This is a genomic window from Wolbachia endosymbiont (group A) of Campoletis raptor (genome assembly GCF_964026755.1).
GTDB lineage: Bacteria > Pseudomonadota > Alphaproteobacteria > Rickettsiales > Anaplasmataceae > Wolbachia > Wolbachia pipientis.
Window position 1 is genome coordinate 870,964 of the sequence record NZ_OZ034695.1, and the last position, 24,617, is coordinate 895,580.

Sequence of the window (24,617 nt, forward strand, 5' to 3'; positions counted from 1 at the left end):
AAACAATAGATAGGAGATTTGTATCCGTTCAGGAGAGTGGTTTAAGAAACAATAGATAGGAGATTTTGGAAAGGATTGAGACCCCTTTGTTTCCAAGTTAAGTATAATGAAATTATCCGCTCAAGGAATGTATTTCCCCGCTTTGATTGTGTAAAATATGAGTTTTTGCGATAAACGACATAATGCCGAATTTGCCGTTCAGCGTGGTTATTTGTCAGCGGAATATTTTCTGGGTCATCTAAAAATTTCCACATCATTCTTTCAGATCTCAGAACATTTTTTGCAACTCGAGAGGCTCCAATTGCTTCAGGTAAACGAGATATCTCCTTCAAGTAATACTTTGTACGTTTTCTTAATTTTCTGGCACGTCTGACAAACCTCAAAACATCTATCTCACTTTTTAGTAAAGCTTTTTTTAGTGCAAATAATTCAGTGGCCACGTTTCTCAAGTAACAACCCAGAACTTTAACTTCAATATTCCAACTATGTGCTAATCTTTCAAAATCTCTTGATAAATGTGCCCAACAGATTTGCCTGTTTTTATCGGCAAAATAATTGTATGCTGCATACCTGTCAGTTATTACCAAGCTATTGCGATTGCAGAATTTACTATTTTGTAAAACTTTCATTCCTCTTGACTCTGTAAATTTTACAAAACTTGCCGTATTGCTTGCAAACATCCAACACCAAGCGAGTTTACCTTTGTTATAATGGCTCGTTTCATCAATATGTAGAACTTTACTCCTACTTATCTCTTGTTCGATCTGCTCATACATTTTTTTGCATTTTGAAGCAACTCTATGTTCACTATTTGATATGCTACCGACGCTTATGTTCAAATTGAAGATATCATTTACGACACTCGCTATTTCGCGTTTTGAATTTTTGTAGAATCCGCTGAACGCTGCAATTATTGACTTAACCCTTGGACCAAATGTATCTGGCGTAACACCTTCTGGTAACTTGCTACTTCTTCTCTTTCCGCATCTCCGACAACGGCCATGTTCTAACTGATATTCCACTACATAAGGCTTGATTTCTGGAAGATCAACTTTCTGATGAATATATGGTTTTTCACGTATTGCAATTTCTCCTCCGCATTCGCAAGTATTAGGCAACTCTATCTTTACTACTTTATCTGCATCCATGTTGGCGCGAAAACTTCCTTTATGACCAACCTGACCGCCAATATTCCTTTCGCTTTTCGGCTTATTCTTTTTTATTTTATACAACTCTTTGGAACTTGGTATTGATGAATTTTTTGAGCTTAAACCGAGTCTTTCTCTTAACTCAGCATTTTCTATCTTTAAAGCCTTATTTTCTGCTTTTAAACTTTCATTCTCTTTTTCCAATCTTTCTATTTTTGCTTCTAACCTTTCTATTTTTTGCTGTAAATTTTTGCAAAGTTCTAAAAGGTTTACCATATTATTTCACTTTTGCTCTATGATTATCTTCTTAGATCACCTTGTCTACCTTATTCTGCCACTCCGCTGAACGGATACGTTTAATGAATGCTCTGATGACTTATATGCAACCCCATAGGAAATTCCACCAACGATCAGTGCAGATGCCACAGTAATTCCAACTATTGCTAGTGCAGGTAATGCAGTAGCATAAATGAGTGCTAATGGAGCAACAATGGCAGCTAATATACCTACAGTAATTCCTGCTGTTATAGCTTCAGGTCTATGAATAAATGATGGATCTGCACCATAATTTAGCAGAAGTTTCGCTACTTTTGGATGTTGATAATTTAGTCTTGGATGTTCACCATGAGTGTAATAAACAGCATAATATAAAGGAGTTCTTCCGTCTTTATCTTGTGCATTAACGTCTGCTCCCTCTTCTAGCAAAACTTCCTACTACTTGTGTGTATCCATTCTCAGCAGCATAATGTAAAGGACTTCTTCCATATCTGTCCACTACATTAACATCTGCCTCTTTTTTTATAAGATGTTTTACTACTTCTATATGACCACTATAAGCAGCATAATGCAAAGGAGTCCCTTTATCTTCATTTTGTGCATTAACGTCTGCTCCTTCTTCTAGCAAAACTTCTACTACTTGTGCATGCCCATGCTGAGCAGAATAATGTAAGGAGGTTTTTTCCCATTCATCTTGTACATTAACATTAGCTCCGTTTTTTGTTAAGTATCTTACTACTTTTTCATAGCCATTTTCAGCTGCTATAAGTAATAAATTGCACTTGAGCACTATAAACGTGTAATTTATATCAAATTCGTTTTTTTCCACTCATCATATGTAAGTTGATTTTCCTGCTGCAGCTTATCTTTAATTCTATCAATTAAATTTTCCTTACTCAGATCTGGACTACTGTTGACTTCTTGTAGTGTTAACCTTAATGTCATTTCCTTCTCCAAGATATAAAATTTTATTATGGCATATGGAGTGGATTATGTCAATGAAAAACTAAGAAACTGGTTCTTCTTTTTTTCTATAGCTTTAGGTTTACCTACAATTTGAAAAACAACAAATTCGTCATTCCGCTACTCGTTAGCGCCTCGGCGGTATGATGTAGGGAAACCTTTCTTGGGTTAGCTATAAAGTTAAAATTCGACCAGGGCAGCCGCAATAAGGTAGCAAACGCCATCATGTCTTTAGGAGAGTTTGCTAATGAAGGCTCTTAAGTTGACGCCATTGCCTGAACGGATACGCCAATTTTTATGTTCATTTGTAACCGTTTATTATTTTACACCCCAGTCTTTTTCAAATATTGCTAGTCCTTGGTCAGTAAGTGGGTGATTAATTAATTGTCTAAGTACTTTTGCTGGCACAGTAATTGAATCAGCACCAAGCCTTGCAGCTTCTATTACATGCGCTGGGCTTCTCACTGATGCAACAAGAACTTTAGTATCAAAACCGTAATTAGAATATATAGTACATATATCTTCTATTAGCGATAAGCCATCATAGCTTATATCATCAAGGCGACCAATAAAGGGGGAAATAAAACAAGCACCGACCTTAGCGGCAAGCAGTGCTTGTCCAGGAGAAAAACATAATGTGATGTTAACAGGTATTTTATGCTCTGTCCATAACTTTTTACAAGAAATTAATCCTTCATGTGTAAGAGGTAATTTGATCACAACATTATCAGCAATTTTTGCTAAATTCAGACCTTCTGTGATCATCTCTTCATGGCTATCTGCAACAACTTCAACACTAACAGGCCCTTTTATAATAGAGCATATCTCACGCACTAAATCCTCGTATTTATCTTTACGCCCGGACTTTGCTATTAAAGAAGGATTAGTTGTTATGCCGTCAATGAACTCCTTTAGTTCTTTAATTTCATTTAAATCAACGCTATCAAGAAAAATTTCCATATTAATCTCCTATAAAAAAAATACCCTTGCAAAATCTTGTCATCCTACCGCTTGACTTACAACCGTATGAACTTCCTGCGTTGTAAACATCAAACGGCCGATAACACAACTGTACAAATATTGAGACATAAGAGTAATTTGTACCAAGAAAAAAGATGTCATCCCAGTGCCCAGACCCCTTAGACAATGTACCATCTTTTGATTTTGTCCATTCTGGGCGGGGTTTTCAAGTTCTTTGATCTTAAATACTACATCTACTTTATCAAGATCAATGTTGACTTCTTTTACTAATGTCCTAATAAGACTACGTTTGGCTTGCCAATCTAGGTCCGATTTAACACTAGAATAAAAGCCCTTTATGCTATTTGTAATAAGATTCATTTTCTGCCGTATTCCCTTTTACCTTTTTCTTCTCTCCTTTAATCTCTTTTAAACGTTCCTTCATTTTTTTTATTGCCTGCTTAAAGTCTTCCTTACTTATAGTTAGTGCATACTTTGTTGCCGTAAAAACTTCTGGTACCCAAACAATTGTAATAAGTATACACAATCTTTGTCAACTATTTTCGGCACTGGTATATTGACCTTACCCAGAAAAAGTGGAGAGAAAGAAAAGAGTTTTTTTGGGTAAAATAAAATTTTGGAGGATTAGAAATGGTAAGAGAATATACGGCAGAATTCAAATTGGAAGCTGTTAAGCTGGCAAATGAACAAAGAAAGGTAGGTCAACCAGTTGCAAAAGTAGCAAGAGATCTAGGAATAAGAGATAGTGTATTAGGAAAATGGATGAAGAAATATAACGAAAAAAAGTCAGCGGCAAATGCATTTCCAGGTAGAGGTAACATGGCTCCTTACAACAAAGAGAGGTTTGATTTACAAAGAGAGTTAGCAAGAGTAACAAGGGAAAGAGACATTTAAAAAAAAGCCCTGGCCAGTCAAAAAGAGTAAAATATTTTTTTATAAAAGAGCATAGTAACTGCTATAAAGTACAGGAATTATGTAGGATTTTCTGCTAGTGGCTACTATAAGTGGACCACAAGAAAAATAAGCAGTAGAGAATCAGCAAATAAAGAGCTACTCGAAGCTATTCAAAAAATATATCAAGTTTCTAAATGTAGATATGGAGCTCCTAAAATTCATGCTGAATTGAAGGCTTTGGGTAAAAGTTGCAATTTGAAAACGGTGCAAAGTATTATGCAGAAAAATGACATCAGGGCTATACTGAGAAGAAAGTTTAAAATTAAAAAACAACAAACAGATAATAGAGCTGTAGCTCCCAATATACTAGATCAAAACTTTATTGTTGATCAACCAAATAAAGTATGGGATTACTTACATCAAAACCAAGGAGGGATGGCTATATTTGGCAGCAATAATTCTCACGTATGGTAGTTAATGAGTAGTGCAATAAATAAACAATTGGTTATGAACTCTTTATTAATGGCCATTAATAGGCGTAAACCTGTTAAAAATCTACTGCTGCACAGTGACCAAGGTTCACAATATACTGCGCAAGGGTATCAATATCTCTTAGCTGTAAAGAATATAGATGAGTAATAAAGGCTGTTGTTACGACAATTCTGTTGCAGAAAGCTTCTTTAGCTCATTGAAAAGAGAAATACTTATTGATACTTCACAACACTCTGCTCAACAAACTAGAACTGCAATATTTGAATACATAGAAATTTTTTATAACAAACAACGTCACTATTAACTATTGCATTCCAGAACAATTTGATGCATCATTCTTTTTGTAAAAAACATTCCACACTTTCTCTCCACTTTTTCTGGGTAAGGTCAGATGCTATAAACTATAAAAAAATTTCTCCGATAGTTCATATAGCAAGTAATACCAATTCCCATTACAGGGCAAACAGATGGACAATGATGGAAGAAAAGCCATACTGAAGTAAGTAAAATAGCGAGGTTTAAATGGCATTAAGATCAAAATTATTGGATGAAAAAGTAGTAGAATCAGCAAAAGAAATGCTGAAGAAAGTAAGGAATAATGCATATGTTTCAAAAAAACTAAATGCTGTAATTGCAGCAAAAAAGTACAGTATAACGGCTGTAGCAAAAATATATTGCATTTCAAGAAGCGCACTAACTTCGTGGGTAAAACTCTTGAAAATTGGCAGAGAAGAAAAACTGTTTGCTCCTTCACAACGTCGTAGAAAAACTAAATTAAATCAGGCTCAACTACAGCAAATTGAAGAGTGGATAGAAGAAAATCCTAATATCACCATTAAAGAAATGAGAATAAGAATCCAGGAAAAGTTCGGATTAAATATCAGCAAATCTACAGTACACCGCCATATGCAAAAGATGAAATTCTCATATATTACACCAAGACCAGTTCATAATGGACAAGATAAAAGCAAACAAGAGGAATTCAAAAAAAAATCTCAATGGAGCTATTAGCAAGTATCCAGAAAAAGAGCTATTTTTCTTTGATGAATCACGGTTTGGCACACATTCAAAAGTTGGACATGGGTGGTTTAAAAAGGGGATTAGAACACAGGTTAAAACAAAATTAGGTAGGCAAAATTTCTATCTCTATAGTGCAGTTAATCCTAGAAATGGAGAGAGTTCTAGCTTATTTGCACCAAATGTCAACACTGATTGCATGAACATATTTCTTGAGCAAATTTCGCAATATCTAGAAACACGAGAGGCTTTTCTCGTTATGGACTGTGCTAGTTGGCATAGGTCAAAAAATTTAAAGGTACCTAAAAATATCGACATTATATACCTACCTCCATACTCACCTGAGCTAAATCCTGTTGAGAGGCTTTGGTTATATATAAAACAGAACATTTTGCGCAATAAAATATACGATACAATTGCTCTACTTGAGGGTGCTTTGTGCAAATTTATTACTTCTCTTGCCAGCTCCACAATTAAACAACTCTGCAATGTTTCCTATTTGACTGGACAACAATGAGAATTGGTATAAATTCACAAAATGAAGACTATTATTTTTATTACAGGTGTATCTACGGTTGGAAAATCAAGTTTGGCTCATATATTAGGTTCAAAGCTTTTTATGCCTAGAAACTTTGCAATTCCACTAACTATAGCTAACCCAAGAAAGGTTTCCCTACGTCATACCGCCGCGGTATCTCAGCATAGATTCCGCTAACGAGTAGCGGAATGACGAATTTGTTGTTTTTCAAATTGTAGGTAAACCTAAGCCACTTTAGCTATACTTGTAGAGAAAAAAGAATAGATGATGATCCTAAATATTTAATAAATTTGACTACTGAGGAATTTCAAAAATCTCAATTTTTTATTAATTGTGATATGGTACATTCTATCTTCATATAGCTTTCCTCTTCATACCTCAACTAATGAAATCAGAAGCATCAACTCCCTTTTGCAAGCAAGCAGCAATAACAGTGTTCATCATTAGAAATGCAATGGTCATTGGGCCAACGCCCCCGGGTACTGGGGTCATAGCTTTGGCTTTCCCTTTTATTCCTTCAAAGTCAACATCACCTACAAGCTTTCCTACGTTAACGCTATTTATGCCAACATCGATCACTATTGCACCTTTCTTTATCCAGTCTGCTTGAACAAAATTTGGCTTTCCGACTGCTGCAACTACTATATCCGCTTTAGAGCAATATTCAGCTAAATCCTTGCTTTGTGAATGCAAGATGGTGACAGTGCAGTTTTCTTGCAATAGCAGGTAAAACATTGGCTTGCCCACGATATTTGACCTACCAATTACCACTGCGTTTTTACCGGAAAGGTTCTCTTCAACTGACTTAATTAAATGCAAAGAACCTTTAGGAGTGCAAGGTATAAGGCAGTTTTTTTCACCTTTAACTAATTTGCCAACGTTTTCATCATGAAAGCCATCTACATCTTTTTCAACACTTACTGTGTTAATTACTCTGCTTGCACTAATATGATTTGGTAAAGGCAATTGCACTAAAATGCCATGCACAGATGGATCTTCATTTAATTCATTGATTTTTTCAATTAATTCATCTTCTGAAATATTATCAGGCAAAACAATGGTCTCAGAACTTATGCCTATTGATTCTGCTTTTTTCTGTTTGTTGCGAACATAAACCTGACTTGCTGGATTGCTGCCCACGAGAATTACTTTCAGGCAAGGAAAAATGTTATACTCTCTCTTTAAAATATCAATTTTTTGTGATAGCCTCTCACATAGGTCGTTTGCTATTTTTTTACCATCAATAATAATTGTCACTTCCTTGCCACTCCTTAAAGTCGGGTAATTTGATATCAAATAAATCCAATACTTTGCCAACAGAATGATTAATAATATCATCCAACGATTTCGGTTTAATATAAAAAGCAGGCACTGGTGGAGCAATAATTGCTCCCATCTCCGTTAATTTTAACATATTTTGTAAATGCCCAAGATGCAGTGGTGACTCTCGCACCATAAGAACTAACTTTCTTCTTTCTTTTAGCGTTACATCTGCAGCCCTTGTCAATAGATTGGAAGTAACACCTGATGCGATTTCAGACATTGTCTTCATAGAGCATGGTGCTACAATCATCCCTGAGGTTTTAAATGAGCCGCTTGCTATTTTTTCTCCAATCTTTTCTTCAGAATAGTAAAAATCTGCAAGTGATGTAATATCTTCAAGTTTTTCTTTAATCTCGTGAGCTAAAGTTATTTTCCCAGCACGACTTATCACTAAATGAGTTTCATAATCGACGTCTTTCAACGCTTCTAAAATACGCACACCGTAAATAGAACCAGATGCTCCACTTATTCCAATTACAATTCTGCTATTCACTTAACTCTTCTTCGTAGCTCATTCCCAATGCACGTTTATAGGTATCAAGCAATATTTCTTGTTCCTCTCTGTCATCATCATCCATCTTCCTCAGCCTAATAATTTGTTTCATCACTTTTATATCCCAACCTTCATCTGCGGCTTTTGCATATACATCACGAATGTGATCTTGCACATCCCTCTTTTCTTGTTCAAGTTTTTCGATTCTCTCTATGTAACCCTTTAACTCTTCAGCCGTTATTTTTACTGTATCTTCCATGAAACTCCACTAATTGATTGCTGCTACTAGTATTACCAGTTTTTACTTGCACTTCAACAACAGTAATAATATTTTTATCTTTTTTTAAAATCTTAAAGCGAAACCCATACATGGAAAACTCCTCGCCTTCGTCAGGAATGCGCTCTATTTCATTTACAATCATACCTGCTAGAGTTGTAGCTTCTTCATCAGGGAGATTCCAGTATAACTGCCTGTTAATGTCCCTAATAGTAGATTTTCCTTCTATGTGATACATATTATCAGATATTTTCTTTATAAAATTCTCCGTAATCAAATCATGTTCATCCGAAATTTCTCCAACTATTTCTTCCAGTATATCCTCAAGAGTTACAATTCCCTGCAGTGCTCCATACTCATCAATAACAAATGCAAGGTGTTTCCTGTTCTTACGGAAGTTGTGAAGTTGCACGCTGAGCGGTGTACTTTCTGGTATGAACCAAGGCCTTGACATAACTTGGGTAATGTCAACTTCTTCCGCTTTATTATTCTTTTCACGCAAAGCATTTATTAGAGCTTTCACGTGAATTACACCTACAATGTTATCTGGTTCCTTCTGCCATAAAGGTACTCTACTGTGACTGCTGGTTAAAATCTCTCTTATTAACTCTTCTTTATTCCGATCTATATCAAGAGAAAATAGGTTTCTTCTATGGGTCATAATTTGTGATATCTCTGTCTCAGCCAAATCAAGTATGCTGCTTAGCATATCTAAATCCTGTTGCAACATAGTTCCTTCACTGCGGTGAAGAGTAATCATATTACGCATTGCATCCGCTGCAGATATCACCTCCTTATCTTTATGCAGCCCACATAATTTTAGGATGAGGTTAACAATAAATTGAATACCTAGTGTCAATGGAGAAAAAATCTTTACAAAAAACAATACAAAATAAGCAGAAAATGATGCAAATTTTTCAGGATTTTGAATAGCATAAGTTTTTGGTAGAACTTCGCAGAACAATAAAATACAAAATGTCATTATAATTGTTGATAGGAGAATGCCCTCATTTCCAAAAAGATTGATAAATATTGCTGTAAATAAAGCAGAGCAAGTAATATTAATAATTGTATTGCCGAGCAATACCGTTCCTATTGTCAATTCTTTCCTATTTAATAAGCGATCTATTACCCTGGCTTTTTTGTTACCGTCTAGCTTTAGCTTATTAACTCGAGAACGGCTAATTGAGGTTAAGCCTATTTCTGCTCCTGAGAACAAAAACGATAAAACTAACAAAACAAAAATTGCTGATGATACTAAGACCAATAACCAATCCATTAAAGTACGATGTTATTGTGATAAAAAATAAAATTAATTTTACATGTTATGAGAGGCATTTGCAAGCCTGAATTTATATTGCCGAATTTTATATACCTTTAATCTTAAAAAACAAATCATAAAGCATATTACACGCTGCGTTCACATGCTCATCCTCAATGATAAGTGGTGGGGTTACCCTTACTACTTTGTTGTTTAAAACCCTAGTTATTATTAAACCTTTATCAAGAGATCGACTAATAATTTTATCAGCTACAGGAGTTGCTAGTTCTATTCCCATTAGTAACCCTTCTCCACGAACTTCTAAAATCATCTCAGGAAATTCTTTAGCTAAAAGCAACAGCTTTTCTTTTAAATCTTTACTAATTTTTTTAACATGATCAAAAAAGCCTTCTTTTAGCATTATATCGAGCACTGCATTACCAACAGTCATGGCAAGTGGATTGCCACCATAGGTTGATCCATGAGTTCCTGGAGTGATTGCTTCTGCTATATAATCTTTCACTAAACATGCAGCTAAAGGAAAACCGTTACCCATAGCTTTTGCACAGGTTAGCATATCAGGTTCAATGCCGACATTTTGATAATGAAATAAAGAACCGATGCGTCCATATCCGCACTGCACTTCATCAAAGCACAAAATTATTCCTTGAGCTTTTGTTATTTCCCTTACTTTTTGAAGATATTCTACGTCTAGTGGATATACTCCACCTTCGCTTTGTATGGGCTCTAAAAATACAGCAGCTATTTCATTGTTGATTTTTTCTTCTAATGCTTTAATGTCATTTCTTGGCACTTTATCAAAACCAGAAAGGAGCGGAGCAAAACCTTCGCGTGATTTTTCATTGCCTCCAGCAGAAATTGCAGCAATACTGCGGCCATGAAAGCCTCCTTCAATTGTAATAATACGATTACGTTTTGCTTGCCCTTTTGAATAAAAGTAACGACGAATAAACTTAATTGCAGCTTCTGTTGCTTCAAGCCCACTTGAGCAGAAAAAAACTTTATCTGCAAAAGTAAGGGTTGTTAAACGCTCGGCAAGCCTTTCTTGCTCGGGAATAGTGAAAATGTTAGAGCAGTGCCATAATGAGCTCGATTGCTCTTTCAGCTTATCTGTAATGTATGGATGACAATGCCCTAAAGAAGTTGTAGAAATACCTGCAGCAAAATCTAAATATTTTTTACCATCTTTATCAAAAAGATATGCCCCTTCTCCCCTGACTATAGGAGTGTCAAGTCTATTATACGCATTAACAACATGATCCATTTTATAAGTATTGTGGTATTATCTATACTATACCTGAAATGAATCCATTAACACAAAGCTTTTCCTTTAACCTCTTATGCTACTTCAACTAAAAATTTGGCTAATGCAAACCTTTTTTGTCATTCTATAGCTAAAGTGACTTGGTTTTACCAACACTTATTAGCCATTGTAAAAGTTTTTGTTTCTATTGAATGATAGTTGTAGCCTATGCAAGAAGTTTATTGACTTTGAGCGCACTTTAGCCTATACAATTTTAATATCTTAAACTACTGGACATGCCCGATCTAAAGACAATGATGTTAAATTTTGGACCTCAGCACCCAGCTGCACATGGAGTGTTGCGTCTTGTTTTAGAGATGGATGGTGAAGTGATCGAGAGGGCAGATCCCCATATTGGGCTTTTGCACCGCGGTACTGAAAAATTAATAGAACATAAAACGTATCTTCAAGCTTTGCCTTATTTTGATCGCCTTGATTACGTATCACCAATGTCACAAGAGCATGCATATTCACTTTGTGTGGAGAAATTGTTGCAATGTGAAGTGCCAATTAGGGCAAAGTATTTACGTGTCTTGTTTTGTGAACTGACGAGAATACTAAATCATTTACTGAACGTTTCTTCTCAAGCACTTGATGTTGGAGCAATGACCCCTCTTTTATGGCTCTTTGAAGAAAGAGAAAAAATACTGGAATTTTACGAAAGAGCTTCAGGTGCAAGGTTTCACGCAGCTTACATCAGGCCAGGTGGAATTGCAGCAGATGTTCCAGAAGATTTGATTGAGGATATTGCAAAGTTTATAGAGCAATTTCCAAAATATATAGACGATGTTGATGAACTTTTAACAGAAAATAGGATATGGAAGCAACGCACTGTAGGAATTAGTGCAATATCAATTAAACAGGCACTTGATTGGGGCTTTAGTGGCCCAATGTTGCGCGCTGCTGGGCTTGCTTGGGATTTGCGAAAAAGCCAGCCATATGAGATATATGATCAACTAGATTTTGATATACCGATCGGCCAAAATGGCGACTGTTATGACCGTTATCTAGTTAGAATGGCAGAGATTAGGCAATCTATCAGTTTGGTGAAGCAGTGCATAGAGAAAATGCCTGAAGGGCAAATAAAAACTGAAGATAGAAAAATTTCTCCACCGTCAAGAGCAGAGATGAAAAAATCTATGGAAGCTCTGATTCACCATTTTAAGCTCTATTCAGAAGGATATCACGTACCAGAAGGTGAGGCTTACGCAGTTGTTGAGGCACCAAAAGGTGAGTTTGGAGTGTATATAGTTTCAGATGGTACCAATAGACCTTATAGGTGCCGAATAAGAGCACCTGGCTTTGCGCATTTACAAGCCTTAGACTTTATGGCAAAAGGACACATGCTTGCTGACGTTGCAGCAATTATTGGCTCACTCGATATAGTTTTTGGTGAGATTGATAGGTAATCATTGGTACCCGTTCAGGCAATGGCGTCATGCAAGTAGCTGACACATAACTGTACGAACATTTGTTTGCAAAGGCAGTATGTTAAGTGTTATAGCCGATTTTGCCTCAAACACAAAGGCAGTGCCTTGACTACTTGGATCCAGAAAAATTGATTGTGTACTATACAACATTTTTGATCAAAAGCGTAACCGTTCACTGTTAGACTGCATTCTGTGATTTTTAGCAAAACATGATCTTTCATTTGAGCTTCCTTCAATTTAAAATAAATACAGAAAATTGCTGCCTATAGCTAAACTGACTTAGATTTACCAACAATCTTCATCCCGCTACTTGTTAGCGGCTAAGAGATACCGCGGCGGCATAGCTATCTTCAAAAATATGGTTGAATAATTGTGTGTATAATTATTAATATTTTTAAGCACTTTGGCTATGGCTTTATCTAAGTTTCTCGACCCTAAGCTGGATTTAACCTTCAAAAAAATATGTAGGGTCAAGAACTGGCGCGCCTACTTTAGGGTTTGGTGGCTGATCCATTGTTTTCACAATAGGCCTCAATCCAAATTCCCATGTTAACGTTTCCAGCTCCCGCCTCGTCAAACGCAGCATCCGCACTACGCTTTCCTAGCAGATTCTTTACCAAAGTTTATAACATATTGTGCTGGTGATGCTTTCGGTTTGTAATACCTTATTCTGTAGTCTGAATATAGACCCAGCGTTTTGTATATCCATTCGCTACTCCACTTCTTCCAACCAAACCCTCTCTTCACTTTCAGCTAATAAGTGATTTTCTATTTCACCTTCCAAACTTGCCTCCAGCAGCTTTTTTATAAATGGTGTAAATGCTCCATCCCTTCCTGTTAATGGTCTGCCTTCCCTTATTGATGACAGTATATTTGCTTCCAGTTCTTTGTAATCTACCAAACCGGTAGTTCTGTTTACTACTTTCTGACTCATTGTCAAACCTCCATTTTTTTTATATCAATTTATTACTTTTTTTTGGTTTGACACACTTTTTTGAACATTCCCTGTTAAGATGCCTAATCTACTTTCAGCTCCTCAGTATGTAAACTGCGTGGTAAAGACTCTAATTCCTTTGCAGCACTTAAACTTTTATTTTTTGCATGTATACCAAGCTTATTGAATTCTCGAGCAGCAGGAAACACCCTTGCTTCAAGAGAGCCAGCAGTTTTATTATAATGATCAACAGCACTTTTTAAGCTCCTGCGCAAATTATCAAAGTTTTCACCCATTGTGCAAATGCGCTCATATAAAATATGACCTAGTTCACTGATTTTCTTTGCGTTTTCAGCTATCATCTCTTGCTTCCATCCATACGCTATTGCTCTCAGCAACGCAATTAGAGTGATCGGTGTTGCAATGATCACTTTTTTTTCCACTCCAATCTCTATCAAAGCAGGCTCATATTCCAGTGCTGCGCTAAAAACCCCCTCCCCTGTTAAGAAAAGCACCACAAGTTCTGGCGTATTTTCAAATTGATTCCAATACTCTTTTTTACCCAAGTCATTTATGTGTTTTTTTATTGCCAGGGAATGGTTCTTTAATTTCTCCTTTTGTATTTGCAAATCATTTTGTGATATAGCATCCATGTAAGAATCAAGCGGCACTTTAGCATCTATTATTATTTGCTTTCCAGATGGCATTTTGATTATTAAATCAGGACGCAATAAATTATCCTCGTTTTTATCAATCACTGACGGCTGAGTAAAAAAATCGCAATACTCAATCATTCCTGCCATTTCTACCACTCTTTTGAGTTGCATTTCACCCCATTTGCCCCTAATGTGAGGTTTCCTCAGGGCATTAGCAAGGTTGGAAGTTTGGTTCATCAGCGCTCCAATTTGCTCCTTTAAACCTTCATAGGCCCCTACCCTCTCCTTTTCTAGCTCACGTATTTCATTATCGAATTTTTCTAATTTTTCTTTTATTGGAGTTACAACTTCGTTGATCGTTGCTTGTCTTTTTTTGAAATCGCTTTCCGTTTCTTTTAATTTACTATCGATTACTTCCTTTGCTAAGTTCAGAAAATTATTGTTATTTGTTTGCAAAGCATCAAGAGAGAGCGCTTTAAAAGTGTTTGTTAATCTCTCCTCTGCTTTTGTTAGTAATTCTATTTCCTTTTTCTTTTCCTCACGTTCTTTTTGCAGAGTTACTTCAAGTTCTGCTCTTTTGACCCTTAAATCAACTATTTCTTCATTCTTCGTAAGCAAAGTTTGCTTTGTTTCTTGAAGTTCTTGCTCTAATTTACATAAATTACCCTCAAGGTTTGCTTTCTTTTCGCTCAGTTTTTTTACGATAATGTAGAAAAATAGTAATAGAGAGACAACCAGAGCTATAGAATTGAAAAGCATCAGAATAAAAAAGCTGTATTTACAATTCTATATGATTTTTGTGTGTATAAGAAAGAAAAAAGGAGCACCTAAAGAGGTGACCTTACCCAGAAAAAGCAGAGAGAAAGTTAAGACGTTTTTATCATGAGAATAAATTGTGCAGGAATGCAATAGTTAATAGTAGAATGTCTACGTTATTTGTTATAAAAGATTTCTATGTATTCAAATATGGCAGTTCTGGTTTGTTGAGCGAGAAGTATCAATAAGCAGCTCCCTTTTAAGTGAACTTTTCTGCAACAGAGTTATCGTAACAACAGCCCTTATGGCTCATGCTGGAAATGATGTTTTTTGTATTCAATAGAAATTGGTAATTTTGAGAGGTATACTGTGACCCTTGATCGCTATGTAACAGCAGATTTTTATCGGGTTTGCGTTTATCAACGGCCATCAATAAAGAATCTATAACTAATTATCATGTTACTCATTAACCACCATGCGTGAATATAGGTCAATTATTGCCGCCAACAACCTTCTTTAGTTTTTATGTAGGTAATCCCAAACTTTATTTGGCTGATCAGTAGTAAAATTTTGATCCAATGTGTTCGGAGCCACAACTCGGTTGCTTATTTGCTGTTTTTTATTTTTGAACCTTCGTCTAAGCTTGGTTTTAATGCCATTTTCTTGCATAACACTTTGTACTGTTTTAATTTTTGCCTAAAGCTTTTAATTCAGCGTGAATTTTAGGGGCTCCATATCTGCATTTAGAATGCTTGATGTATTTTTTGAATATCTGCTAGAAGCCCTTCTTTTGCTAATTCTTTACTGCTTTTTTCCTTAGCAACCCATACCACCAGTACAAAACCCTACATAGTTCCTGTGTTTTATAGCAATTTCTATATAAAAGAATACTTTACTCTTTTTCTTTGCCCAGGGCTTTTTTTAAGATGTCTCTTTCTCTTATTAGCTCTTTTTTAGATCAAATCTTTCTTTGTCATAAGGAGCCTTTGCCTGGAAATGCGTATGCTCCAGACATTTTTCCATCATATTTTCTTACTTAACATACTGCCATCTATACCTAGATCTTTTGCTATTTTTGTACTTGCTTGACCTGTTTCTTTAACCAGCTTAACAGCTTCTAATTTGAATTCTGCTGTATATTCTCTTCTATTTGTCATATTTTGAAAAAACGTTTTATTTTACTCCAAAAACGTCTTAACTTTCTCTCTACTTTTTCTGGGTAAGGTCAATTTACCGCCGCGGCGTTAACTAGTAGCGGGATGACGGGTTACCAAATTGTAGAAGTTGCTTTAGCTATAAATTCAAGTTTTATCAATGTCTTGTGTTGTTACCCAAATAATGGTTGTGCAAGCGCTTAATTTTTTGATCAAAAAGGAACAAGTTTAGTAAAAAATAATGATATTATTAGTGGAACATAAAACAGTCCCACTGCAGTACTGATTAGAAGCAATAGAGTAGCTTTATCTGGTTGATAATTCAAAATATTAGCAAGTATTATACTGGACCCAGAAACTGGAATAATAGCTAGCAACATCAGTGCTTTATATATGCTCTCATCGTATATACCTATAACATGCTTGTCTAAAAGGACAATTCCTAAAACAAACAGTGGCCAGAATACGTACTTTGCTGTAATAGTGATCAAAGCAAGCTTCCAATCTATTTTAAAGCTTGCAATATTCGCAATGCTCACTCCAAGTAGCACCATTCCTAATGTGACAAATGTACTTCTAATATTCATCATAACATCTGTTAAAAAAGTAGGTATTTGTATATCGTATATACTTAAAAAGAAGCCCAGAACCATCGCATAAAGCGAAGGAAGTTTGAACAACTTTAATATGCATTCTTTTGCGGTATAAATACCATTTGCAGCTATGTAAAATCCTAAGCTGTTTTCAAATAGCGCCATTCCTATATAACAAACAACATATACAGATACTGAATCTTCATCAAATAAAGCCATGGCAATCGGCAGGCCAAAATAACCCATACTTGTGCTGCCCGAGCTAAATGCTAATATGTTTCTTGTGTTATCCTTAAATAAAAAAGAAGAAAGATAATACACTGATAAGGACATAGTGCTACCTATAAACCATATCAAAATCGGCAGAGAAATTACTTTTAAGTTAACTTCTGTATGAGAGACTCCATATAAAATCACTATTGGATTAGCTATATAAAAAAGTATTTGAGATATAGTGTTTCTATCAATTTTAAGATATTTTCCTGCTAAGTAACCAATAAATATTGTAATATAAATAGGTAATATTTTGAGAAAAAGAGTAAGGAACATACTAGCCTATTGTAATATTTTTGATTGATAAAGTGACATTAGATCTTAAGGTGTTGTAAAAGTAAACAAAATTTATTTTCCAATTTATCCAGCTCATAGTTAATTAAATTAGTGCCAAAATTTGTTTTTACATAGGACTTAAGAATGACATTTGTATGATAAAATTATGTTAAGTTTCTGTAAAGCTTCTTGCATATTTTTGAATAATGACATATTTACTAAAAATTAAACTGCTTGTAGTAATTTAGACGGACTGTTGAAAAAGTAAGAGGAAATAAGTAAAGTTAGGACAGAGAGTAAGAGCTTTAACATAGTTGTCATATTTTTCTTTAATTAACCCTAGTGTCCAATTTATCCACCATTCCTTCACATGAGGTGTTTCTAACCATTTTAATAACAGTAAAAAATGTTTTCTTTCAACGCTTTAAATGTGATATTTTTATTCATTAATTAAAAATCTCAAATGTTACTACCATTTCTGTTAATCCTGTCTCTCATTGCCAAGTTCATTGAAATTGACATTTCCGTACCTAGTTTTCCTTATATGGTGCACTATTTTAACGTACCGGAAGGCATAATTCAATTAACTATTGCTTATAATTTCCTAGGCTTTTGCATAGGAGGGTTGTTTTTTGGTCCATTGTCTGAATGCTATGGCAGAAGGAGAATTATGATCATAGGTAACACTTTGTTATTAATCGGCGCTGTTGGTTGTGTTTTTGCACCGTCGATTTTTTGGCTTTTAATCTCTCGCTTTGTTCAGGGCATTGGTGTTAGCACATCTGTAGTTGTGTTTGCAATCGTTGCAGACAGCTACAAAGGCGACGAAGCGGTGAAATTTATTGGAATCATGAATTCTGTTCTTACAGTTGTCATGGCAATTGCGCCAGTGTTAGGCAGTTTCATCAATGAAATTGTAGGATGGCGTGGTAATTATGCAACTGTTGCAATACTTTGTTTAATCTCTTGGGTTTTGCTGCTTTTAGCGTTACCAGAAACAAAAAAGGACCGCGATATTTTCAGTTTGAAAAAAATGATGAAAGATTACAGAAAACTACTATCTAGTCCGAGGTTTGTTACGTTGTCTTTGATGTCAAGCCTCTTTTCTGCTGCGTATATGTCATTCATTACTTGTGGACCTTTTCTGTATATGAAGACTTTTGGTTTATCTAGCACTATTTATGCACTACATCAAGGTGCAATAGTTGGGTGCTTCTCACTCATCAGTCTATTTGCTGGCAAAATCTTGCAGAAACTTGGAGCAATAAAGTGTGTAATTTCTGGTACGAGCGTGGGTGCTATTGGGTCTCTATTGCTTGTAATATTCAGTATAATTGTACCCCACTCTTTCTACTTAGAGGTTGTCCGGAAACAAGTAAAAGGCTATAATATCTGAAATTTTAGTACGGGGTAAAGATGAGAAAAAAGTATCCAACAGATCTAAGCGAAAGGGAATGGGCAAGAATAGAAAAACACTTCAGAGTATCATACAAGAAAGGAGGAAGGCCGCCAAAGTATAGCAAAAGAGAAATATTAGAAGCAATTTTCTATGTATTGCGTACAGGGTGTCAATGGCGGTATTTACCAAATGATTTTCCGCTATGGAAGACTGTGTATGAGCAGTTCAGGCAATGGAAGAAGCAGGGAATTTTTGAGAAAATGAATTATGAAATTACAAAATATAGTAGAAGAAAAATAGGAAGGAATGAGCAGCCGAGTGCCTGTATAGTAGATAGTCAATCTGTAAAGACTACAGAAAAGGGGGGATCAAAGGCTATGATGGAAGTAAAAAAGTAAAGGGTAGAAAAAGGCATATAATTACAGACACTCAGGGTTTTATACTAGGTTGTTACGTAGGCGCTGCTAACGAAAATGATAGAGATGGTATTAAAATAGCATTAAACAATATGAGAACAAAATATACTAAAGTTAAAAAAATGTGGGCTGACATGGGATACCAAGGAAGAAATTTAAAGAATCACATAAAGGAAGAATATGACATAGATATTGAAATTGTTACAAGGCCTCCATGTAGATTTTGGGTGCACAAAGATACGCCACCTGAGCTACTACCAACAAGAGAACAAGGGTTTAAAGTACAGCCAAGAAGATGGGTTGTAGAAAGGACTTTTGCTTGGGTTAATAGGAATAGAAGGCTATCGAAGGAGTATGATTTACTCACAACATCCACTGAGAATTTCATATACCTAGCTATGAGTAGGGTTATGTTAAAGAGGGAATATGCTTGAATTTACTTGTTTCCGGACAACCTCTAAGAAATGTATAATGAAAAATAAAAGCTCAAGTTTAACACTTGTAGTTATTTTTACACAATTAAGTAATCATAAAAGTTAGTGTAGGACGAGGTTATACAGTTTGATTTCTTTTAATATATGTTAATTGGTATAATATAAATATAGTTAAGGAGGCGTACTATGACTGGAAGTTTGGCTAAGGAAGAAAAAACAGCAGAGGCAGGAAAAACAAGTAATCAGTCAGAGAATTATGATGTTGAATCAGTTATAAGGGTAGCATCATGTGCTTGGAATGCAATACATTGCTTGTTGGCATCTTATGAATACGATCTATATTCGTCATGGCTTGAATCGCATTTTACATCCCTCAAGGACTGTATCAATAAAATGGAAAAAGACAATTCTTTCACTAAGGACTCTGCTATAATAAAGTTCTGCCGCTCAATTGCAGAAAATAATAAATTATACAAAGAGTTAAAAAATTTAAATAATCCTGCTGAAAATTTTTCTCAATTAGAGAAGATAATAACAGGCTTTAAACTAAAAGACCTAGAAGACAAGGTAAGCTTCTTAATGCTTTTGAAAGAAGAAAGTGACTTCACTGCTATACAGAAGGCTTATAGAGATGAGTGGAGTTTTTATGACCTAATAAATGATAGAGATTTTAAAAAAACGTACATAGATAAAGCAGTAACAGAGTCTGCTAATAAGAGCTTTAAGAAAGATATAGATAAATGCATAAAGTTGGCAGAGCAGGGAAAAAAAGCTGCAAGTAAATATCTTGGAAGGAAAGGCGTAGAGCTTCAAGCTTATTACACAGAAACTGATAACGCTTATAGAGTTTTGAATATCAACTCTATTAATTACAATAGAAGTGAGCCAACCAGGATTAGTGACATTTTACAGCAAGAGAAAGATATTAAAGAGCTGAATATCTATTGCAATAAAAAACATGAAATACACGCTCATCGGAAAGGTAAGGAAAGATATTATGAATTTAAAGAGGGCGCATATTATGAAATGAAAAGCACTTGGCCTGTAAAGGATGGATCCGAAATGTGTACCATGATTATGAATGTGAGTAGCGATGGCATAACTGAAGTACTAAAATTTAATGATGAAGATTTTGTGCTATCGGATGAGATCTTAGAATTAATAAAGCAAAACGATGAATTATATATTCAAGGTCTCTCCTTATATGATGCTGTACTAGAAAAAGGTAAGGCTGCTGATGTTGTACCTACTGCTAATAATAATTTTCAAAATGAGTCTATAGCGGCCTATCGCGAGGAACCAGAGGGGGAATTAGACCCTAAAGTTGATGCTGACAATAGCCTTCCTCCTTCTATTAATAGCAATGCATCAACTCAAACGGAAGTCAATTTACAACACACTGAAACTCAAACAGAAGTTGCTTCACAACAAATTGAAACTAAAACGGAACTCAACCACTATCGGCTGAGAGCCGAAAGGTTCGATATAGCGCTGGAAGCGCGGTGAGAAGCTAAAGCTACTCCAATCTTATACTAGATATAGAATGAGGCTGATGTGCATCTGTATGTTTATTGATGTACTCATTAATGACTTCATCTGTGATATGTCCGCTGGTAGCACTAAAGTATCCTCTTCCCCAAAAACGCTTTCCCCAGTACATTTTATTTAGCTCTGGAAATTCTTGTTGAATTTTGCGTGAAGACCTGCCTTTGGCTCTTTGAACAAAATCACTCACAGCTATATGAGGAGGTATTACTACGAATAAATGTAAATGATCTGATGATATTACTCCGTTTTCTATCTTAATCCCCATTTCTTCAGATACTTCTGCTATGATTGTTCGTATTCTCTCCTTCATAGCCTTAGTTAATACTCTGTACCGATATTTTGTAATCCAGACTATATGGTACCTATGATAAAATACAGTGTGTTTTCCTTTGTCATATTCCGTCATAACTATACTTTATAAAGTACAGTTATGACATTGACAAACTAAAGTTTCTCCACCTAGAAGGTGGAGGCTTGTACCATCTTATGGAAAGTCAATTTACAGCACACTGGAACTCAGACAGAATTTGCTTCACAACAAATGGATGAATTGATTTTAAATAATCAGATGCTGTCCGAAAAAAACGTTGAATTGAAGCAAGAAATGTCAAATTTGAAAAAAGAAGCTGTTGAATTGAAGCAAGAAATAGAAGCAGGGTTGCAAGTGATAAATAAAAAGCACCATGAATTAATACAAGAAAATCAGCGACTACAGGAGAAACTAGAAACAACCCAAGCAGAAGCTAATCAAACAATTGTAAAGTTAGAGAAGCAGAATAGCAATTTACAAGACAGGTTTGAAAAAGAGGAGCAAAAAAACACGGAATTGCAAACTGAACTGGCACAAAAAAATGAAGAATTAGCAGGTGTGTTAAAAGAGCTACAAAGGAAAGCACAAGAACTTAAAGGTGTATATGAAGAAAAAAGAAAGCTAAAGGAAGAGCTGAAAATTGTTAATGCAGGAAAGAAGAATTTGGAAAAAGAGCTAAATCAAGCACGAGAAGATGCGGAACAGATAATGGTTGAACGACGCCAGCAGAAAGAGCGCTTGAAAGATCAGCTAAGAGAATTAGATCAGGAATATAAGGTACAAGTAGAAATTGGGCAAAAGATTAAAGAATCAGATAGGCAGGATAGCAATTTACAAGATACACTTGGAGAAGAGAGACTAAAACTCAACATTGAAGAGCTAGAAAACGAGTACGAGGAATTTCCAGGAGATAAGGTGCTTACACTTGAACTCACTAAAGATGAAGATAAAGTCGAAGAGTTAAGAAACGAGCTAGAGCGTGAGAAAGAAAAGTGTAAACAATTATTAGAAGAAGAAAATGAATGGGGTGATGAATTGGTAGGAATGCTTGATGGACTGGAAGAAAAAATTCGTGCTGATGAACAAAGGAGCTTCAACAATCAATTAACGGGAGAAATTTCTAATGAGTCTGGTAATGCTCCACGACAGAAGAAAAGGTTATCCAAATCTTCAAGCGTTGATAATGAGTCTTATGTTCCACTGAGAGAGAAGACAACATTACTCAGATCTTTAAGCGTTGATAGTGGACTTGATAGCGATGAAGAAAATTGTGATAATGATTTATCTTTCAACATAAGTCCTATAAGTTCTATTGAGAAGGTGGCAGAGAGTAGAAACGTAGGTAGGGTATCATTGTGAAGATGGTTGGGGTTAAGTTGCAACTTAAGTGGGGCGCAAAAGGTCTTTTGTGTTGATAATAATTTAAAATCTATAGTAGACTAAAAAAGATTATTAAATTATAATATAACATATGATAAAAGACGAGAAATCGAAAACAATTTTTGAAGTGGAAGGGGCAGTAACTGCTTTACTACCTGCAGCAGAATTTAGAGTGAAACTGGACAATGAACATGAGATTATCTGTCATGTATCAGGGAAAGTGAGAAGAAGTAAAATACGCATCATTATAGGGGATAGGGTGTTAGTTGAGATGAGCATTTACGATAGGAATGCGAGAAAGGGTAGGATCATTAGAAGGCTTAAAGGTACAAGTGACAGAACGATCTCTAAATAATCTTATTCTTGCTTCATCATCGAAAAGGCGTATAGCTTTACTAAAACAAATAAACATTGAGCCAGGTTTAATTTTGCCAGCAGATATAGATGAAGCCCCTTTAAAAAAGGAACTTCCGAAGGATTACTCAATCCGTATGGCAAAAAGTAAAGCGGAAAAAATACAAAGCTCAAATCCAAATTACTTTGTGCTTGGTGTTGATACAGTTGTTGCTTGTGGTAGAAGGATATTGCTCAAAGCTGAAAACGTTGAGCAAGCAGAAAAATGTATCCGCTTGTTATCAGGAAGAAGGCATAGAGTATACACCAGTGTATGTCTATTAACTCCCGATCAATCTAAACAACATATCAGGACTGTGGTTACAATAGTGAAATTTAAACGTCTCAGTGAACAAGAAATTAAGTATTATTTAGCATCAGAAGAGTGGAAAAATAGGGCGGGGGGATGCAATATACAAGGCCTAGCTGGAGTGTTCGTATTGTTCTTACGCGGCTCCTACTCTTCCGTTATAGGGTTACCATTACATGAAACCTATTGTTTGCTAAGCAATTATTTTAACTTCAATTTATATTGAAATACCTTTATTAGTATCTTTTTTTTGTTGTGACTCAGCAACCTGTTTAGCCCAATCTAGTGGTCTTTTATTTCTGTTAGCTAATGCAATTCTATTGCGATCATAACCATCAGTGTGTTCTGTTAAAGTATCTCCTCTTTCTTCTTCTATTACTCCAGCTTTCAGTTGTGCTTCATCTTTCTCTAGTAATTTATATAGTTCGCTATTTTTATCTACAGTTGGATTAGTGTCATTATTTTCTCGTTCTGCCACTGTTTTTTCTAATACCAATTCTCATTGTTGTCCAGTCAAATAGGAAACATTGCAGAGTTGTTTAATTGTGGAGCTGGCAAGAGAAGTAATAAATTTGCACAAAGCACCCTCAAGTAGAGCAATTGTATCGTATATTTTATTGCGCAAAATGTTCTGTTTTATATATAACCAAAGCCTCTCAACAGGATTTAGCTCAGGTGAGTATGGAGGTAGGTATATAATGTCGATATTTTTAGGTACCTTTAAATTTTTTGACCTATGCCAACTAGCACAGTCCATAACGAGAAAAGCCTCTCGTGTTTCTAGATATTGCGAAATTTGCTCAAGAAATATGTTCATGCAATCAGTGTTGACATTTGGTGCAAATAAGCTAGAACTCTCTCCATTTCTAGGATTAACTGCACTATAGAGATAGAAATTTTGCCTACCTAATTTTGTTTTAACCTGTGTTCTAATCCCCTTTTTAAACCACCCATGTCCAACTTTTGAATGTGTGCCAAACCGTGATTCATCAAAGAAAAATAGCTCTTTTTCTGGATACTTGCTAATAGCTCCATTGAGATTTTTTTTTGAATTCCTCTTGTTTGCTTTTATCTTGTCCATTATGAACTGGTCTTGGTGTAATATATGAGAATTTCATCTTTTGCATATGGCGGTGTACTGTAGATTTGCTGATATTTAATCCGAACTTTTCCTGGATTCTTATTCTCATTTCTTTAATGGTGATATTAGGATTTTCTTCTATCCACTCTTCAATTTGCTGTAGTTGAGCCTGATTTAATTTAGTTTTTCTACGACGTTGTGAAGGAGCAAACAGTTTTTCTTCTCTGCCAATTTTCAAGAGTTTTACCCACGAAGTTAGTGCGCTTCTTGAGTATCCGTTCAGGAGA

General features: G+C 35.4%; 28 protein-coding genes and 4 pseudogenes. 12 read left to right on the plus strand and 20 right to left on the minus strand.

The genetic code is table 11. The annotated features are described in order from the left end of the window. Nucleotides 1-41: 41 nt before the first annotated feature. From AAGD74_RS04380 to AAGD74_RS04410, 7 genes are all read right to left on the minus strand, one after another. On the minus strand, nucleotides 42-1,424 hold the full coding sequence (locus AAGD74_RS04380; protein ID WP_341810549.1) for an IS66-like element ISWen3 family transposase: 1,383 nt from the start codon (nucleotides 1,422-1,424) through the stop codon (nucleotides 42-44). 45 nt (nucleotides 1,425-1,469) lie between these two features. Further along, a complete protein-coding gene (locus AAGD74_RS04385; RefSeq protein ID WP_341810553.1) occupies nucleotides 1,470-1,853 on the minus strand; it encodes an ankyrin repeat domain-containing protein in 384 nt (127 codons plus the stop codon). Beyond that, nucleotides 1,828-2,253 (minus strand): ankyrin repeat domain-containing protein, encoded by a 426-nt coding sequence (locus tag AAGD74_RS04390; RefSeq protein WP_341810554.1) that lies wholly within the window; start codon nucleotides 2,251-2,253, stop codon nucleotides 1,828-1,830. The genes AAGD74_RS04385 and AAGD74_RS04390 overlap by 26 nt, the downstream gene beginning before the upstream one ends. Beyond that, nucleotides 2,229-2,369, minus strand: coding sequence for a hypothetical protein (locus AAGD74_RS04395; protein WP_265040557.1), 141 nt, complete (start codon nucleotides 2,367-2,369; stop codon nucleotides 2,229-2,231). The genes AAGD74_RS04390 and AAGD74_RS04395 overlap by 25 nt, the downstream gene beginning before the upstream one ends. A 336-nt stretch (nucleotides 2,370-2,705) precedes the next feature. Next, entirely contained in the window at nucleotides 2,706-3,347 is a 642-nt protein-coding gene (fsa, locus tag AAGD74_RS04400) for a fructose-6-phosphate aldolase (protein WP_236515101.1), read from the minus strand. Nucleotides 3,348-3,386: 39 nt separating this feature from the next. After that, complete coding sequence (locus tag AAGD74_RS04405) at nucleotides 3,387-3,728, minus strand: hypothetical protein (RefSeq protein WP_065095098.1); 342 nt, start codon at nucleotides 3,726-3,728, stop codon at nucleotides 3,387-3,389. Continuing rightward, nucleotides 3,709-3,894: a hypothetical protein gene (locus AAGD74_RS04410; RefSeq protein WP_006280029.1), complete on the minus strand. Its 186-nt coding sequence runs from the start codon at nucleotides 3,892-3,894 to the stop codon at nucleotides 3,709-3,711. The genes AAGD74_RS04405 and AAGD74_RS04410 overlap by 20 nt, the downstream gene beginning before the upstream one ends. Before the next feature lie 104 nt (nucleotides 3,895-3,998). Here AAGD74_RS04410 and AAGD74_RS04415 point away from each other — a divergent pair, with 104 nt between their 5' ends. The 5 genes from AAGD74_RS04415 (at nucleotide 3,999) to AAGD74_RS04435 (ending at nucleotide 6,288) form a co-directional block, all read left to right on the plus strand. Then, nucleotides 3,999-4,262, plus strand: coding sequence for a transposase (locus tag AAGD74_RS04415; RefSeq protein ID WP_338482282.1), 264 nt, complete (start codon nucleotides 3,999-4,001; stop codon nucleotides 4,260-4,262). A gap of 177 nt (nucleotides 4,263-4,439) precedes the next feature. Continuing rightward, nucleotides 4,440-4,736, plus strand: coding sequence for an IS3 family transposase (locus AAGD74_RS04420; RefSeq protein WP_094189604.1), 297 nt, complete (start codon nucleotides 4,440-4,442; stop codon nucleotides 4,734-4,736). 3 nt (nucleotides 4,737-4,739) lie between these two features. Beyond that, entirely contained in the window at nucleotides 4,740-4,901 is a 162-nt protein-coding gene (locus AAGD74_RS04425; protein ID WP_010082071.1) for a DDE-type integrase/transposase/recombinase, read from the plus strand. Beyond that, a complete protein-coding gene (locus tag AAGD74_RS04430; RefSeq protein WP_010082072.1) occupies nucleotides 4,894-5,058 on the plus strand; it encodes an IS3 family transposase in 165 nt (54 codons plus the stop codon). Before AAGD74_RS04425 ends, AAGD74_RS04430 begins: the two co-directional genes overlap by 8 nt. 218 nt (nucleotides 5,059-5,276) lie before the next feature. Then, nucleotides 5,277-6,288 (plus strand): IS630 family transposase gene (locus AAGD74_RS04435; protein WP_265029767.1). Its coding sequence is split into 2 segments (ribosomal slippage): nucleotides 5,277-5,738 and nucleotides 5,740-6,288, totalling 1,011 coding nucleotides; the frame shifts between segments, so codons are not numbered across the junction. Between the two features lie 399 nt (nucleotides 6,289-6,687). On the opposite strand, the gene folD is transcribed toward AAGD74_RS04435, so the two are convergent. The 5 genes from folD to AAGD74_RS04460 all read right to left on the minus strand — a co-directional run bounded on the left by folD (nucleotide 6,688) and on the right by AAGD74_RS04460 (nucleotide 10,948). Continuing rightward, the gene (folD, locus tag AAGD74_RS04440; RefSeq protein ID WP_338482283.1) at nucleotides 6,688-7,566 is read right to left on the minus strand and encodes a bifunctional methylenetetrahydrofolate dehydrogenase/methenyltetrahydrofolate cyclohydrolase FolD; all 879 of its coding nucleotides are present in this window, start codon (nucleotides 7,564-7,566) and stop codon (nucleotides 6,688-6,690) included. After that, a complete protein-coding gene (locus AAGD74_RS04445) occupies nucleotides 7,550-8,125 on the minus strand; it encodes a UbiX family flavin prenyltransferase (protein ID WP_006280027.1) in 576 nt (191 codons plus the stop codon). The genes folD and AAGD74_RS04445 overlap by 17 nt, the downstream gene beginning before the upstream one ends. Continuing rightward, on the minus strand, nucleotides 8,118-8,384 hold the full coding sequence (locus AAGD74_RS04450) for a DUF2312 domain-containing protein (RefSeq protein WP_010082293.1): 267 nt from the start codon (nucleotides 8,382-8,384) through the stop codon (nucleotides 8,118-8,120). The genes AAGD74_RS04445 and AAGD74_RS04450 overlap by 8 nt, the downstream gene beginning before the upstream one ends. Continuing rightward, the gene (locus AAGD74_RS04455; RefSeq protein WP_338482285.1) at nucleotides 8,356-9,681 is read right to left on the minus strand and encodes an HlyC/CorC family transporter; all 1,326 of its coding nucleotides are present in this window, start codon (nucleotides 9,679-9,681) and stop codon (nucleotides 8,356-8,358) included. The genes AAGD74_RS04450 and AAGD74_RS04455 overlap by 29 nt, the downstream gene beginning before the upstream one ends. Before the next feature lie 88 nt (nucleotides 9,682-9,769). Beyond that, nucleotides 9,770-10,948 carry an aspartate aminotransferase family protein gene (locus tag AAGD74_RS04460; protein WP_038249924.1) on the minus strand — a complete coding sequence of 393 codons (1,179 nt, stop codon included), beginning with the start codon at nucleotides 10,946-10,948 and terminating at the stop codon, nucleotides 9,770-9,772. A gap of 275 nt (nucleotides 10,949-11,223) precedes the next feature. Between AAGD74_RS04460 and AAGD74_RS04465 the strand changes: the two genes are divergently transcribed. Next, entirely contained in the window at nucleotides 11,224-12,396 is a 1,173-nt protein-coding gene (locus AAGD74_RS04465; protein ID WP_077188163.1) for an NADH-quinone oxidoreductase subunit D, read from the plus strand. A gap of 760 nt (nucleotides 12,397-13,156) precedes the next feature. On the opposite strand, the pseudogene AAGD74_RS04470 reads toward AAGD74_RS04465, so the two are convergent. The 5 genes and pseudogenes from AAGD74_RS04470 to AAGD74_RS04485 all read right to left on the minus strand — a co-directional run. Continuing rightward, a pseudogene (locus AAGD74_RS04470) lies at nucleotides 13,157-13,351 on the minus strand (IS256 family transposase); the annotation flags it as partial. An 83-nt stretch (nucleotides 13,352-13,434) separates the two neighbouring features. After that, on the minus strand, nucleotides 13,435-14,766 hold the full coding sequence (gene rmuC / locus AAGD74_RS04475) for a DNA recombination protein RmuC (RefSeq protein WP_077188164.1): 1,332 nt from the start codon (nucleotides 14,764-14,766) through the stop codon (nucleotides 13,435-13,437). A 256-nt stretch (nucleotides 14,767-15,022) separates the two neighbouring features. Then, nucleotides 15,023-15,193, minus strand: a complete 171-nt coding sequence (locus AAGD74_RS07315) for a DDE-type integrase/transposase/recombinase (protein WP_080717647.1) — start codon at nucleotides 15,191-15,193, stop codon at nucleotides 15,023-15,025. A gap of 592 nt (nucleotides 15,194-15,785) precedes the next feature. After that, nucleotides 15,786-15,920, minus strand: coding sequence for an IS3 family transposase (locus tag AAGD74_RS04480; RefSeq protein ID WP_007548354.1), 135 nt, complete (start codon nucleotides 15,918-15,920; stop codon nucleotides 15,786-15,788). A 209-nt stretch (nucleotides 15,921-16,129) separates the two neighbouring features. Then, entirely contained in the window at nucleotides 16,130-17,059 is a 930-nt protein-coding gene (locus AAGD74_RS04485) for an AEC family transporter (protein WP_006279391.1), read from the minus strand. A 463-nt stretch (nucleotides 17,060-17,522) separates the two neighbouring features. On the opposite strand from AAGD74_RS04485, the pseudogene AAGD74_RS04490 reads away from it, so the two are divergent. The 3 genes and pseudogenes from AAGD74_RS04490 to AAGD74_RS04500 all read left to right on the plus strand — a co-directional run. Further along, a pseudogene (locus AAGD74_RS04490) lies at nucleotides 17,523-18,416 on the plus strand (MFS transporter); the annotation flags it as partial. 59 nt (nucleotides 18,417-18,475) lie between these two features. Next, nucleotides 18,476-19,308, plus strand: a pseudogene (locus AAGD74_RS04495) (IS5 family transposase). A gap of 186 nt (nucleotides 19,309-19,494) precedes the next feature. Then, entirely contained in the window at nucleotides 19,495-20,814 is a 1,320-nt protein-coding gene (locus AAGD74_RS04500) for a hypothetical protein (RefSeq protein ID WP_341810555.1), read from the plus strand. Nucleotides 20,815-20,824: 10 nt separating this feature from the next. Here the strand turns inward: AAGD74_RS04500 and tnpA are convergent, their stop codons facing one another. After that, nucleotides 20,825-21,262, minus strand: coding sequence for an IS200/IS605 family transposase (tnpA, locus tag AAGD74_RS04505; RefSeq protein WP_265024376.1), 438 nt, complete (start codon nucleotides 21,260-21,262; stop codon nucleotides 20,825-20,827). A gap of 60 nt (nucleotides 21,263-21,322) precedes the next feature. On the opposite strand from tnpA, the gene AAGD74_RS04510 reads away from it, so the two are divergent. The 3 genes from AAGD74_RS04510 to AAGD74_RS04520 all read left to right on the plus strand — a co-directional run bounded on the left by AAGD74_RS04510 (nucleotide 21,323) and on the right by AAGD74_RS04520 (nucleotide 23,475). Next, nucleotides 21,323-22,525, plus strand: coding sequence for a hypothetical protein (locus AAGD74_RS04510; protein ID WP_341810556.1), 1,203 nt, complete (start codon nucleotides 21,323-21,325; stop codon nucleotides 22,523-22,525). A 112-nt stretch (nucleotides 22,526-22,637) separates the two neighbouring features. Further along, the gene (infA, locus tag AAGD74_RS04515; protein ID WP_007550159.1) at nucleotides 22,638-22,901 is read left to right on the plus strand and encodes a translation initiation factor IF-1; all 264 of its coding nucleotides are present in this window, start codon (nucleotides 22,638-22,640) and stop codon (nucleotides 22,899-22,901) included. Then, a complete protein-coding gene (locus AAGD74_RS04520) occupies nucleotides 22,879-23,475 on the plus strand; it encodes a Maf family nucleotide pyrophosphatase (protein ID WP_007550161.1) in 597 nt (198 codons plus the stop codon). Before infA ends, AAGD74_RS04520 begins: the two co-directional genes overlap by 23 nt. Here AAGD74_RS04520 and AAGD74_RS04525 read toward each other — a convergent pair. Together AAGD74_RS04525 and AAGD74_RS04530 are read right to left on the minus strand one after the other, a co-directional pair. Then, a complete protein-coding gene (locus tag AAGD74_RS04525; protein ID WP_341810557.1) occupies nucleotides 23,467-23,745 on the minus strand; it encodes a hypothetical protein in 279 nt (92 codons plus the stop codon). The genes AAGD74_RS04520 and AAGD74_RS04525 overlap by 9 nt on opposite strands. A 3-nt stretch (nucleotides 23,746-23,748) precedes the next feature. Further along, a pseudogene (locus AAGD74_RS04530) lies at nucleotides 23,749-24,601 on the minus strand (IS630 family transposase); the annotation flags it as partial. Between the last annotated feature and the right edge of the window lie 16 nt (nucleotides 24,602-24,617).

Excerpts from the sequence above, each read along its gene's own strand:
- AAGD74_RS04455 (WP_338482285.1), bottom strand. The coding sequence starts at position 9,681 with ATGGATTGGTTATTGGTCTTAGTATCATCAGCAATTTTTGTTTTGTTA.
- AAGD74_RS04380 (WP_341810549.1), bottom strand. The coding sequence starts at position 1,424 with ATGGTAAACCTTTTAGAACTTTGCAAAAATTTACAGCAAAAAATAGAA.
- AAGD74_RS04395 (WP_265040557.1), bottom strand. The coding sequence starts at position 2,369 with ATGACATTAAGGTTAACACTACAAGAAGTCAACAGTAGTCCAGATCTG.
- rmuC (WP_077188164.1), bottom strand. The coding sequence starts at position 14,766 with ATGCTTTTCAATTCTATAGCTCTGGTTGTCTCTCTATTACTATTTTTC.
- AAGD74_RS04405 (WP_065095098.1), bottom strand. The coding sequence starts at position 3,728 with ATGAATCTTATTACAAATAGCATAAAGGGCTTTTATTCTAGTGTTAAA.
- fsa (WP_236515101.1), bottom strand. The coding sequence starts at position 3,347 with ATGGAAATTTTTCTTGATAGCGTTGATTTAAATGAAATTAAAGAACTA.
- AAGD74_RS04465 (WP_077188163.1), top strand. The coding sequence starts at position 11,224 with ATGCCCGATCTAAAGACAATGATGTTAAATTTTGGACCTCAGCACCCA.
- AAGD74_RS04425 (WP_010082071.1), top strand. The coding sequence starts at position 4,740 with ATGAGTAGTGCAATAAATAAACAATTGGTTATGAACTCTTTATTAATG.
- AAGD74_RS04460 (WP_038249924.1), bottom strand. The coding sequence starts at position 10,948 with ATGGATCATGTTGTTAATGCGTATAATAGACTTGACACTCCTATAGTC.
- infA (WP_007550159.1), top strand. The coding sequence starts at position 22,638 with ATGATAAAAGACGAGAAATCGAAAACAATTTTTGAAGTGGAAGGGGCA.
- AAGD74_RS04485 (WP_006279391.1), bottom strand. The coding sequence starts at position 17,059 with ATGTTCCTTACTCTTTTTCTCAAAATATTACCTATTTATATTACAATA.
- AAGD74_RS04480 (WP_007548354.1), bottom strand. The coding sequence starts at position 15,920 with ATGACAAATAGAAGAGAATATACAGCAGAATTCAAATTAGAAGCTGTT.
- AAGD74_RS04500 (WP_341810555.1), top strand. The coding sequence starts at position 19,495 with ATGACTGGAAGTTTGGCTAAGGAAGAAAAAACAGCAGAGGCAGGAAAA.
- AAGD74_RS04415 (WP_338482282.1), top strand. The coding sequence starts at position 3,999 with ATGGTAAGAGAATATACGGCAGAATTCAAATTGGAAGCTGTTAAGCTG.
- AAGD74_RS04450 (WP_010082293.1), bottom strand. The coding sequence starts at position 8,384 with ATGGAAGATACAGTAAAAATAACGGCTGAAGAGTTAAAGGGTTACATA.
- tnpA (WP_265024376.1), bottom strand. The coding sequence starts at position 21,262 with ATGACGGAATATGACAAAGGAAAACACACTGTATTTTATCATAGGTAC.
- AAGD74_RS07315 (WP_080717647.1), bottom strand. The coding sequence starts at position 15,193 with ATGGCCGTTGATAAACGCAAACCCGATAAAAATCTGCTGTTACATAGC.
- AAGD74_RS04430 (WP_010082072.1), top strand. The coding sequence starts at position 4,894 with ATGAGTAATAAAGGCTGTTGTTACGACAATTCTGTTGCAGAAAGCTTC.